General features: G+C 58.1%; 10 protein-coding genes. 6 read left to right on the top strand and 4 right to left on the bottom strand.

Features of this window, described 5'->3' with window-relative positions:
* Positions 1–21 precede the first annotated feature (21 nt).
* The gene (locus GRI34_RS05470) at positions 22–201 is read right to left on the bottom strand and encodes a hypothetical protein (RefSeq protein ID WP_090478612.1); all 180 of its coding nucleotides are present in this window, start codon (positions 199–201) and stop codon (positions 22–24) included.
* 53 nt (positions 202–254) lie between these two features.
* On the bottom strand, positions 255–2015 hold the full coding sequence (locus tag GRI34_RS05465; protein WP_160595088.1) for a cation:proton antiporter domain-containing protein: 1761 nt from the start codon (positions 2013–2015) through the stop codon (positions 255–257).
* A 198-nt stretch (positions 2016–2213) separates the two neighbouring features.
* Here GRI34_RS05465 and GRI34_RS13270 point away from each other — a divergent pair, with 198 nt between their 5' ends.
* Entirely contained in the window at positions 2214–2366 is a 153-nt protein-coding gene (locus GRI34_RS13270; protein ID WP_234028324.1) for a hypothetical protein, read from the top strand.
* 37 nt (positions 2367–2403) lie between these two features.
* On the top strand, positions 2404–4563 hold the full coding sequence (locus GRI34_RS05460; protein ID WP_325065227.1) for a S8 family peptidase: 2160 nt from the start codon (positions 2404–2406) through the stop codon (positions 4561–4563).
* A 3-nt stretch (positions 4564–4566) separates the two neighbouring features.
* Here the strand turns inward: GRI34_RS05460 and GRI34_RS05455 are convergent, their stop codons facing one another.
* The gene (locus GRI34_RS05455; RefSeq protein ID WP_160595086.1) at positions 4567–6222 is read right to left on the bottom strand and encodes a bifunctional GNAT family N-acetyltransferase/carbon-nitrogen hydrolase family protein; all 1656 of its coding nucleotides are present in this window, start codon (positions 6220–6222) and stop codon (positions 4567–4569) included.
* Between the two features lie 243 nt (positions 6223–6465).
* On the opposite strand from GRI34_RS05455, the gene GRI34_RS05450 reads away from it, so the two are divergent.
* Complete coding sequence (locus GRI34_RS05450; RefSeq protein ID WP_160595085.1) at positions 6466–7236, top strand: hypothetical protein; 771 nt, start codon at positions 6466–6468, stop codon at positions 7234–7236.
* Between the two features lie 39 nt (positions 7237–7275).
* Positions 7276–7848 (top strand): sugar transferase, encoded by a 573-nt coding sequence (locus tag GRI34_RS05445; RefSeq protein WP_160595084.1) that lies wholly within the window; start codon positions 7276–7278, stop codon positions 7846–7848.
* Positions 7849–7906: 58 nt separating this feature from the next.
* Here GRI34_RS05445 and GRI34_RS05440 read toward each other — a convergent pair whose 3' ends face one another.
* Entirely contained in the window at positions 7907–9127 is a 1221-nt protein-coding gene (locus GRI34_RS05440) for an NADP-dependent isocitrate dehydrogenase (protein ID WP_160595083.1), read from the bottom strand.
* Between the two features lie 549 nt (positions 9128–9676).
* Here GRI34_RS05440 and GRI34_RS05435 point away from each other — a divergent pair.
* Entirely contained in the window at positions 9677–10768 is a 1092-nt protein-coding gene (locus tag GRI34_RS05435; protein ID WP_160595082.1) for a sugar transferase, read from the top strand.
* A gap of 434 nt (positions 10769–11202) precedes the next feature.
* The gene (locus GRI34_RS05430; protein WP_160595081.1) at positions 11203–12444 is read left to right on the top strand and encodes a lipopolysaccharide biosynthesis protein; all 1242 of its coding nucleotides are present in this window, start codon (positions 11203–11205) and stop codon (positions 12442–12444) included.
* The last annotated feature ends 10 nt before the right edge of the window (positions 12445–12454 follow it).

Genomic DNA, 12454 nt, shown 5'->3' with positions numbered 1-12454 from the left:
GCTTTCAATTCTTACCGTAGATTAGGCGCTGGGCGTTTTCTTCGTTACGCCGCTGGAGCCCTGCTCGATATCGTAGCCTTCGGTGTCACCGGGCTTGCCGCGCAGCTGATCGGGGGCCTGGTCCTTCAACGGATCGGCCACGTTCTGTGGCTTGAACTTTTCGTCGTTCGGGATCGGTTTGGTCGGATCTATGTCGCTCATTTGTGTCTCCTTTGCCTAACCAACGCATCGGAAACGCAAGAGTTCACATAAAATCAGCCGTCTACCGTGCCTGAGCGTAGCTTCGGCTTGTAGGTAAGCGCGCCGTCTTCCTCGATACGGGTGCGAAACTCGTCACGCTTCTCGTGGATGGAGGCGATGACCGGTCCCATGGCGACGCCGATATCCACCAGTACAGCTTCGGACAATTGGAGGGTGGCCTCCAGCGTTTCGGGGACGGCGTGGCTGGCCCCGGCGCGATAGAGCGCGGATGCATGCGCAATGTCGCGTGCGCGCGCCACGATCAGGAGATCGGGATAGCTTGCGCGCAATTTGGCGACCAGCCGCTGTGCCAGGATCGGCTCGTCCATGGTGAGCACTACCGCCAGCGCATCCTCGATGCCGAGGTGCTGCAACGCATCGCCCCGAGCGGCATCTCCGAATACCGCGCGATAGCCCTTGCGCTTGGCACTTTCGATCATGTCCGCGTCGGAATCGATCGCGACATAGGGCTTGTCGTGTTCGTCGAGCATTTGCGCGATCAGCCTGCCGACGCGGCCTGCACCGATGATGATGACGCGCGGTTCGCCCTCGTCCTCTTCCGGAAGTTCGGGAGCAGGTTCGACGCGGCGGCCGACCACGCGGCCCAGGCGGGCCAGCAGCGGCGTGAAGGTGAGGCCGATGGCAGTGACGATCTGCCAGAACTGTGCCGTGCCCGGCTGGATCAGCATTGCGCTGCTGGCGGCGGCGAGGACGATCAGCGTCGTCTCGGACGGGCTGGCCATCAATATGCCCGTTTCGGCTGCGGTACTCCTGCGCGCACCCATGAGGCGCAGCAGCGTTCCGGTTAGCAGGGCCTTGAAGACCAGCACACCAAGGACTGCGACGGCGATGGTGCCGAGATTGTCCCAGATCGTGCGCAAGTCGATGCTCATGCCTACCGTGATCAGGAAGATACCGAGGGCAAGGCCCTTGAACGGCTCCATGATGCTTTCGACTTCGCCGTGATATTCGGTTTCGGCGATCAGCAGGCCTGCGATCAGGGCGCCGACGATCGGCGACAATCCAACCGCTGCCGTAGCAAGGCTGGCGCCGATGACGACCAGCAACGCGGCAGCGAGGAACAATTCCGGGCTCTTGGTGCGCGCAGCCTGTGCGAACAGGCGGGGTAGGGCGATCCGGCCCGCAATCATCATAACCGCGATGACCAGGGCGCCTTGCCACAGCGTATCGATCATGCCGCTCCAGCCCTCTGCCTGCGCATTGGGAGCCATCGCGCCGAGCAGGAAAATGATCGGGACAATCATGATGTCTTCGAACAGCAGCATGGATAGCGCTGCACGCCCGACCGGGCTGGTGCTGCCGGAAATCGGCAAGACGATGGCTGTCGAGGAAAAGGCGAGCGCGAAACCGAGCGCCAACGCGCCGGTCCAGTACTGCCCCATCATGGCCAGCACGGCAGCAAGACACAGGCCGCCGATCATCAGTTCCATGGCGCCCAGTCCGAACACCAGCCTGCGCAATTGCCAGAGGCGGTTGAACGACAATTCGAGACCGATTGCGAAGAGGAGCAGGATGATCCCGAACTCCGCAAAAGGTTCGAGCGCCTCTGGATCGGATATTGTTATATGTTCCAGCAATGGTCTCTCATAGACCAGCTGTCCGAGGCCATAGGGCCCCACCAGGATACCGATGAGGATGAACCCGATGACCGGCGTGATACGGAACCGCGTGAAGACCGGGATGACCAGACCCGCCGCACCAAGGATGACGAGCGCGTCAGAGATTGCGGGGGATGCGAGGTCGCCTGATGCCATGGGGTTTCCTTATGGTCTTCGAGACCCCTTGTCATCCGGCTTTGGAGGCTGAATGCACGGATGGATTCCATGGTTCAGGAATCGCTAACCCAGGAAAGATAAACGGGTATGGAAAGGTCGCGCTTTGAAAAACCAGTCCACCCGTTCGAACCTGCTTCGCGCTTGCGCCGCTTTGAGCGTGGTGCCGCTTGTCTATGCATGCGGAGGTGGGGGAAGCAGCGATCGGCCGATATCGACGCCGCGACCGGCCCCTTCGCCGACGCCCAGCCCGTCACCGACGCCCGCTCCATCTCCGACCCCAACTCCTACACCAACACCCACTCCCGCGCCCTCAAGTTTTCAGACGAATGAATTCAGGGAGTCGGACGGCCCCGAATTTCACGGTGCCATCACCGCTTGGGAAAACGGGGCGACGGGTTCCGGTTCGATCATCGCGGTCATCGATTCCGGTATCGATCTCGACAGTCCCGAGTTCGCCAACCGCATCCATCCGCAATCGCAGGACGTGGCGGGCAACCGTTCGGTCGAGGGCGAGGACGACCACGGCACGAACGTCAGCCTCGTCGCGGCGGCTGCACGCAACGGCAGCGGTATTCTCGGCATGGCATTCGACGCCGAGATCCTGGCCCTTCGAGCCGACGCTCCGGGCAGTTGCGCCACCGATACGCCCGACGATCCGTCGCTTGGTTGCAGTTTCTTCGACCGGGACATCGCGCGTGGTATCGACGTCGCGATCAACGCCGGGGCGACCGTCGTTAATCTGAGCCTTGGGGGACAGTCACCGGGAACTGCCGTGCTCGATGCGGTCAGACGCGCATCGGCGGCGGGCGTGGTGATTGTCGTATCCTCGGGCAATTACGGCGATGGCAGCGATCCCGATTTCGACCAGTTCCAGCCGACTCCCTTTGCCAGCGACATCAGGGCCGCAGGCGGCGACAATGTGATTATCGTGGGTTCGGTCGACGCAAATGGCCAGTTCTCCGACTTCGCCAATCCCGCAGGTGACGATTCGCAGTTCTATCTTGCCGCCCGCGGCGAACGCATCTGCTGTGTCTACGAGAATGGCGAGATATATATCGAACAGACCCCCCAGGGGCAGTTCGTGATCCTGTTCTCCGGTACCAGCTTCGCGGCTCCGCAGGTTGCGGGTGCTGTGGCCCTTATTCGGCAAGCCTTTCCTAATCTTACCGGTGCGGAAATTGTCTCGCTCCTCTTCGAAAGCGCAAGGGATGGCGGTGCAGCCGGAACCGATGCGATTTTCGGCCGCGGTATTCTCGACGTCGCCCAAGCCTTCCGACCGGCCGGAGCGATGTCGATACCCGGAACTTCTGTGCCGTTGGCGGTCAACCAGCCGACCGGGATCGGGTCTCCAGCAATGGGCGACGCGCTGACTTCGCAAGGCATTTTAGCTGTTGTCGCCACCGACAAGTACGCACGCGCCTTCGCGGTCGATCTCGGTGTCGGAATGAAGGACGCAAGGCCGGACAATGACAGGCTTCGAGCAGCGCTCGCACCCGGTTCGCGGCGGCATTCGGCCCAGCAAGGGCCGCTGACCATGGCCTTCAGCGTGACGGACAGATTCTCGGCGCGTGGCGGAGTTGCAGAACCGCGGGGATTGCTTCTCTCCAAGCGGGAAACCGACACCGCTAGACTGCTAGCCGGCAGGGTGATCGCGCGCCTCTCTCCCAAGCTCGACTTCGCATTCTCCGTGAACGAAGGGGCTCATGGCCTATCTGCGCAACTGGCAGGGGCGTTTGAGCCGGCATTCCTGATTGCCGGATCCGGCGCCAGCGCCTCGGCCTTCCAGAGTAGGGACCAACGCGCCTTCGCCGCGGGATACGACCTTGCTCCCGGCGTTCGTGCTGTGGCCACTTTCGAGCGGGGACACGTCGGCTTTGTAGGCGACACCTTCCTCCTCGATCGCCAGCCTGAACTCTTCGACCGCCTCGGCTTCACGCGGTCCGGTATCGAATTCTCCGCCCAGGGGCTGCCGATCGACAGTTCGATATCTTTCGACTGGATGCGGGAAGACAACACGCTGCTCGGCGGCTGGTTCGGGGGCGCCCTCGGCGGCTCCGGTTCGCAGAGCCTGAGTATGACCGCCCGGTTTGCGCGCTCCTTCGCCAATCGATGGAGGCTGGCAGGCGCCTGGCAGAGCGGCTGGTCGTTTGCCGACGAAGCAGGCCTCGTCGCGAATTCCAACGGATTGACGACATCGGGATGGTCAGTCGACCTCCAGAGACAAGGTGCCCTTGGCCCCGCAGATAGCGTGGCGTTTCGCCTTTCCCAGCCGCTGCGTGTGGAGCGGGGGGGGCTCAATCTCCGGGTACCGACGAGCTACGACTATGCAACCGAGACTGCGAGCTTCTCGAACCGGCGCCTGTCGCTCACGCCGACCGGACGGGAATTGGTTGGAGAATTGAGATGGGCTGGACCGGTGTCCTTCGGTTGGGGTGGCGCATCCCTGTTCTACCGACACGAGCCGGACCACATCGCCGATAGCCCGGCTGAGGTCGGAGCGGCGGCGAGTTTCAACGCCCGCTTCTAAGCGTCAGCCGCCTCCAGGGCCGGTTGGACCAAGGGGCTCGCGGCGGGGACGCGGCTTGCCAGGGTGCTTGCCGTCCTCGTCCCACTCGATGCGGTAGAGATCGAAGCGCCGGTCGGCGAGATTGCGCACTGTACCTTCGGCGCGCGCCCATTGCAGGTCGGCAAGGTTCACGTCGCTGATGGTGAGCGTTTCGACGTTCTCGGTGGATTCGGCGGCGATACCGTCGCGCGCGAAGGGAAAGTCGCAGGGCGTCAGGATGCAGCTTTGGGCATACTGGATGTCCATGTTGCCGACGTTCGGCAGGTTTCCGACATTGCCGGAAAGCACGACGAAGCACTGGTTCTCGATCGCCCGCGCCTGTCCGCAATAGCGCACGCGCAGGTAACCCTGGCGGCTGTCGGTGCAGAAAGGCACGAAGATGATGCGCGCGCCTTCGTCGGCGAGGCGGCGGGAGAGTTCGGGGAATTCGCTGTCGTAGCAGATCTGCACGCCGATCGGGCCACAGTCGGTCTGGATCACCTCGACCTTGTCGCCGCCTTTGATGTTCCACCAGTACCGCTCGTTGGGCGTGGGGTGGATCTTCTCCTGCGCATGGACCGACCCGTCACGCAGGCAGACGTAGGCGACATTGTGGATGTCGCCATCATCCATCCGCGTGGGGTGACTGCCTGCGATGATATTGATGTTGTAGCGCATCGCCATTTCGGAAATGTCGTCGCGCAGTCGAGGGGTGTATTCGGACAGGCGCTCGATCGCTTCGACGGGCGAGAGTTCCTTCTCCTCGAAACTCAGCAACATTAGCGTGAAGAGCTCTGGAAATACGATGAAGTCTGCCTCGTAATCGCTTGCAACATCGACGAAATATGTGACATGACGCATGAACTCGTCATAGTCCGCAACCTGACGCGCCTGCAGCTGACAGGTGGCGACGCGCACCGCCTCCACGCCCCGCGGGATCCGCTTTTTGACCGGCTGGTCACGCTCAACGTAGGGATTGCGCCAGACCATCATCACGGCGTTCGCCATGCTGGCCTTGTCCTCTGGCAAATAGCCCTCGATGATCCGTTCCGGCTCGAAGCCGTTGGCGAGCTGGAAGCGCAGGACGGGGTCGTGCAGCTTACCTTCGACGACTTTCTCGAGGTAATCCTTCGGCCCTTCGACCTTGCGGCGCAGGCGGCGGTAATTCGGCATCCGGCCGGCAAAGACGATACCGGTCAGGTCGTTCTCTTCGGCCAGCGCACGACGTTCTTCGTACAGCCTGCGTCCGATGCGCACACCGCGCACTTTGGGGTCCACGCACATTTCATAGCCATAGAGCCAGTCGCCGGTCGGATCGTGGCGGCTGCCGTAGCCGTTACCGGTGATCTCGTCCCAGTCGTGGTCCTGGAAGGCGAGGGCTTCAGCAACCTGCATGGTGGCGCAATAGCCCACCACCTCGTCATCGAGTAGGGCGACGAAGCACCCTTCCTTGAAATTGTTGATCTGGCCGCGGATTTCGCCGTGCGTATAGGCGGGCATGTCCTCGTATACCCGGCGCACGAGGTTCGCGATGCCGGGAATATCCTTGATCATCGCATTGCGGACGTCGAGCCGCTTCTGCCCGAACTTTTCGCTGCCCTTGCGGCGAGTGGTGCGCTTCTTTTCCGGTTGCTTGACCATATGTTCCCGATTGGTTGACCCGACCCTAGTGACAGTCGGCTATTATGCGCAATGTGCCAACTCTCTTTACGTTTCCATCCTTGGTGACGGCAACCACCACCCGCGAGTTGGCCTCGCGTGAAATTTCGCAGCGGTAGTTTCCCTGTATCTGCTGCGAATTCGAAGTGCCTACTCGCCTGACCTGAGGGGCAGGAAGTTCCTTTCCTCAAGCGGAATAGAGAACGTGGATTGGGCCGGGTTCACGTGGAGCGTCAAGTGACCATCCGAACAGACGATCTCGACGTTGGAACCAAGCTGCTCTCGATGGTGTCCCGCCGCGTCCGTCTCTACATTATTACTTTCGTAGCAGATCTCGTCCTGCTGACGGGGATATTTCAGCTTGCGGGCCAGATCCAAGTGGGCACCTCGGCCGCGGGTTCCGAGGCGGGCTTCATGCAAACCATGGTCCCGATCTTTGCCATCATCGCGATCTACAATCCTGTTTATTCCATCCGGGGACTGATAGAATTTCGCTACGCGGCAACCCGCCTCCTTTTCGCACTGCTTGTCTCGGCGTTTCTGTTCATATTCCTACTGTTTTATCTGAAGCCGGACATCGGTCCTCTGCGCGGTGAATACTCGCTCGCTGTAATGGCAGTATTTCTGAGCATGCTCGGCGTGCGCGGTATAATCGCTCTTTATGTGGCGAAAATGCTTGGCGGGCGTGTGCAAAATAGGCTCGTTATCGATGACGGCGGCCCGGAGATCGTGCTGGAGAAGGCGTTTCGGATCGAGGTCGATCCAGACTTCGCCATACAGGCTTCGAGCGATCCGGAGCGGCTAGATGCGCTTGGCCGTAATATGCGCAGCATGGACCGCGTTATCGTAAGCTGCCCCAATGGCCGGCGCGCTGCCTGGACGAAGATCCTGCGCGCTGCAGGCGTCGAAGGCGAGATCCCGTCGGAGACATTGAATGAACTGGGTATTCTCGATCTCGTCCGTGAAAACAACATGGCCTTTCTGGTGGTGTCCTAAGGCCCTCTGGGACTTCGCTCGCGCCTCATCAAGCGGAGCATGGACCTGTTGATCGGAGTCATCACACTGACCATCCTTGCGCCAGTCATAATGATCGTCGCACTGGCGATCAAGCTCGAGGATGGCGGTCCGTTCTTGTTCGTCCAGCCACGGATCGGACACGGAAACCGGATCTTCAAAATGCTCAAGTTCAGGTCGATGAAGGTCGAGACGAGCGACATTGACGGCTCGCGATCAACTACGCCCAACGATGCGCGGGTCACCAAAGTTGGGAAGATCATCCGGGCCACCAGCATCGATGAATTGCCGCAGCTGTTCAATGTGCCCCTGGGAGAAATGAGCCTTGTGGGCCCGCGCCCGCATGCGCTCGGCTCGCTGGCCAGCGACAAGCTGTTTTGGGAAATCGACGGGGAGTACTGGCAGCGTCATGCTCTTAAACCCGGCATGACGGGACTTGCGCAGATCCGCGGGTATCGCGGCGTCACGGATACAGAAGCGCACCTGACCAACCGGCTGCAGGTCGACCTGGAGTATATCCGCGACTGGTCCCCGTGGCTGGATCTCAAGATCCTCGTGGGGACACTCTGGGTACTGGTGCCTGAACGGCCCTGATTTAGAAAAAGGGGCCGGCGCGAGCCGACCCCTTCGGATTTCGGCGCTGTCCAGCGTTTCAGCCCCAGTTCGCCATTTCGGCTTCGAGGTTCTCGACGATGGCTTCGAAGAACTGTTCCGTGGTCATCCAGCTCTGGTCGGGACCGATGAGCAGCGCGAGATCCTTGGTCATCTTGCCGCTCTCGACGGTCCTGATGCAGACTGCCTCGAGTGTCTCGGCGAACTTCACCACGTCGGGCGTGTTGTCGAACTTGCCGCGATACATGAGGCCGCGCGTCCAGGCGAAGATGCTGGCGATCGGGTTGGTCGAGGTCGCCTTGCCCTGCTGGTGCTGGCGATAGTGGCGGGTTACGGTGCCGTGGGCCGCTTCCGCTTCGACGGTCTTGCCGTCGGGCGTCATCAGGACTGAGGTCATCAGGCCGAGCGAGCCGAAGCCCTGCGCAACGATGTCCGACTGAACGTCGCCGTCATAGTTCTTACAGGCCCAGACGAACTTGCCGTTCCACTTGAGTGCGGCGGCAACCATGTCGTCGATCAGGCGGTGTTCGTAGGTGAGGCCGTGCTTTTCGAAGTCGGCCTTGTATTCCGCGTCGAACACTTCCTGGAACAGGTCCTTGAAGCGGCCATCGTACTTCTTGAGGATGGTGTTCTTGGTCGACAGGTACACCGGCCACTTGCGGTCGAGGCCGTATGCGAAGCTGGCGCGCGCGAAGTCGCGGATGCTGTCGTCGAGGTTGTACATCGCCATGGCGACGCCTGGACTCTGGAATTCGAACACGTCGAGATCGATGTTCTCGCCGTTTTCGCCTTCGAAGACGAGACGCAGCTTGCCCGCACCCGGGATCAGCGTGTCGGTGGCGCGATACTGGTCACCGAATGCGTGACGACCGACCACGATGGGATCGGTCCAGCCCGGCACGAGGCGAGGCACGTTGTCGATCACGATCGGCTCGCGGAAAACCACACCGCCGAGGATGTTGCGGATCGTGCCGTTCGGCGAACGCCACATCTTTTTTAAGTCGAATTCCTCGACGCGTGCTTCGTCGGGAGTGATGGTGGCGCACTTGACGCCAACACCGTGTTCCTTGATCGCGTTGGCGGCGTCGACGGTGATCTGGTCGTCGGTCTCGTCGCGCTTCTCGATCGAGAGATCATAATATTTGAGGTCGACGTCGAGATAGGGAAGGATCAGCCGCTCGCGGATCCACTTCCAGATGATCTTCGTCATTTCGTCGCCGTCGAGTTCGACGACCGGGTTGGCTACCTTGATCTTGGCCATGGGTTTCCTGTCAGTTCGAATTGAGTTGCGCGCGCTTTAGCAGAGCCTTCCAAGAGGGCAAGTTTGGCAAGCTCGCCGAGCGACGAGTAGGATTCAACAACGTTCGGCCAATAATACCTTAAATGTCGCTGCTTAGCGCTGCGTGTGACTCGCGAGGCGCTAGTTTCGCCTAAGCCTTAGTGCACGGCTGAAGTGTCCCAGCATATCAAATGAGGTTGGCAACGTAGCGGAAAGACCCCTAAGGGCGAGTGACTGTTCCATACGAACATGCAATGGAGCTAGTTTTTGATGGCGCTGCACGGGAACACTGCGGCGCGAAGGCGACTCGGAGCTAAAATTGTCAGCACCATTCATTTCTCCAATTGTCCGGCATGGTTTAGTACATTCCTTGCGTTTCGAACTCGCCTTTGTATTGCTCTTTGGTCTTGCGTTCCCGCTTGCGATGCTCGCAATCACTGAGGGTGCTAGTCACCTTAGTGCAAAAAAACCCTGACTTGGCTCACTCAACCCGGTGTTGTAAATTCATCCGTCGGCAGCGCTGTTTGCGCGTTGCTTTCGATCGGCATCTTAAGGCGTTTACGCTACCTGCCGGGGGTTGCGGTCGCTCGTTCAATATTGCCGATCGTGGCGCTCATGTTCGGATTGTTAATTGGCATAATCGCTGGCTTAAGATTGGAATATTACAACAAGCTAATTGTATCGTGTTTTCTTGGGGTTCTTTTCGCGCGTTTCGCGATAACGGCAATGCGAAGCCGCGCGAAGGGATTGCTGTACTATGTCGTTCCTGGCGGCCGCTCAGATATGATTTTTCAACTAAAATCGGCGCCAGTTTTCACTCTCAATTCACCATCGCTAGCGGGCCTGCCTAATTGTGCAATCGTCGCTGATCTTCACGCGGACATCGGGGAGGAGTGGGAGCGGTTCCTTGCCGATGCTGCCATATCCGGGCGCCCGATTTATCATTACAAGCAGGTATGGGAGGCGGAGACGGGTAAGGTACAAATTGATCATCTCTCGGAGAATAATTTCGGAGCACTTTTACCCAGCTTTTCATATCAGAAATTAAAGCGCGCGATAGACTTGCTGTCGGCGATTGCGGTGTTGCCGATAGCTCTTGCGATAATTTTGATTTGTGCGATCTTCATTAGACTCGACAGTCCGGGGCCTGTATTTTTTCGCCAACGAAGGATGGGTTTTCGCGGTGTGGAATTTGACGTACTAAAATTGCGTACGATGAATCATGGACATGAAGGTAAGAGCCGCGATCTCTCCATAACACAGGCTGCCGACCGGCGGATCACGAAGATTGGTGGCTTCTTGCGCCGTTCCCGTCTCGATGAACTTCCCCAGATTTATAATATCCTTCGCGGCGAAATGAGTTGGATCGGTCCACGACCCGAAGCGGTGAGTCTATCAACGTGGTATGAGAGCGAGATTCCATTCTACCGCTATCGCCACATGGTGCGTCCAGGCATAACCGGCTGGGCTCAGGTTAATCAGGGGCATGTCGCTGAAATTGCGGAGGTTAATGAGAAGCTCCGATACGACTTCTACTATGTTAAGAATCTTTCATATTGGCTCGATACTGTAATTGCCTTGCGCACAGTGAAAGTCGTGCTGTCCGGCTTCGGGGCGAAATAGACGCCACTGACCGCGGCCGGTAAAGAAAAAGCCCCAACTATCATCTAGGTTGGGATACGTGTTGTGAGAGTGCGTTGTCATGCGATAGTGCAATTTGTAGCGATCTTCTAAATAGGTAGCCACTTTCTCCAAAAATTTTTTGAAGCAAGCATGTAATGAGCGCAAAAGTAAGCTCACCTACTCGTTCTGACGTGGCTTAGTCTCTGCCTGAAGCCCTCAGAGCCGCAATTTCACGAAACATAATATTCCTTCTAGATGTACTGGTTTGGGACAACAAAATTGCAAAAATCTAATTACCGCAAGGTTGCCATTCCTACAGTTTCCACTTCGATATGTTATTGATAAAAAAGTTTTTAGGGGGGGGGCGTGGTGCCGACCGCCTCAGGTTCGCAGGTCAGGCATCTCTGGCCAACTTTGGCAGCAAGGGTGTCTCCATGTTGCTGATGATTGTCAGCGTCAATTCCACGATAGGATATCTCGGACCTGAGCGTTTTGGTGTTTGGGTGACGCTCATGAGCTTTGTTGCAATGTTAAGCTTTCTTGACCTCGGAGTTGGCAATGCCTTGACAAATTTGACCGCCGAGAGAGCCACGAATGAGGACGTTTGCCATCTCCGCCAATCAATTAGCTCCGGACTGCTCGTCTTGATCGGGATTGCCTTAGGAGTGGCGCTGGTAATGATGGGGCTGTCTCAGATTTTACCTTGGGCCAGCGTGTTTCGGCTAACGGATCCTGCCTTAGTCCGCGAAGCGCGAACTGGTAGTATGGTGTTTGCCCTCGGCTTCGTCGCTGTTCTATTTTCAGGGGGAGTCCAGAAAGTATTTCTCGGACTTCAGCGAGCTGCCATAGGGCATATGGCCTCTATGGTCGCAAATATGGGGGCCATACTCGCGTTGATCATTGCCGCTGAGTACCGCGTCGGTGTCCCGGTGCTCCTGGCCATCATGCTTGCGGGTCAGTCAATCGGAGCCATCCCACTGATTGTCATTCTTTGGAAGAAAAATCTTCTGAGCATGAGGGCGGGATGGCGAGGGGTGCGGTTCGAGGCGCCTCTTGTTTTGAAAACCGGCAGCCTCTTTTTTGTCCTTCAAGTAGGCGCCATGGTGGGGTGGGGGGCGGATCTCTTGATCGTATCTTCCACTATGGGAGCGGCATTCGCAGCATCGCTTGCTGTTGCACAGAGATTGTTCCAATTCGCCGCCTTGCCAATTCAAATACTCACTCAGCCATTATGGGGAGCTTATGCTGAAGCGAATGCCAGTGGAGATAGAGCGTTCATCCGCCGAGTCTTGAAATTCAGCCTGATCGGTGCGGCAACACTCGCGCTGGTTCTGGTGTCGATTTTAGTTCTCGCACATAGACCTTTGGTTGAGCGCTGGACTGATGGGGTGATTATCTTGCCGATTTCGTTTGTGGTCATTTATGGTATTTGGTCCGTCATTGAAGCTACTTCCTCAGCCGCGTCAGTGTATCTCAACGGCTGCTACGTAATAAAACCGCAAATATATGCAGTAATAATTTTTTGCTTATGTTCCATTCCATTGAAAATTTACTTAAGCAAGGCCTTTGGACTACATGGAATTGTTCTTTCAACTATAATAGCTTGGATAATATCGGTACCATTATTATATTGGCTCTTTTTCAAAGATGAAGTTATAAAGCCATTGAAAAGCTAGAGGATCCCTA

This window comes from Qipengyuania aquimaris (assembly GCF_009827445.1).
GTDB classification, from domain to species: Bacteria; Pseudomonadota; Alphaproteobacteria; order Sphingomonadales; family Sphingomonadaceae; genus Qipengyuania; species Qipengyuania aquimaris.
Note: the sequence above shows the minus strand (reverse complement) of the source record. Positions and strands in the feature narration are given on the sequence as shown.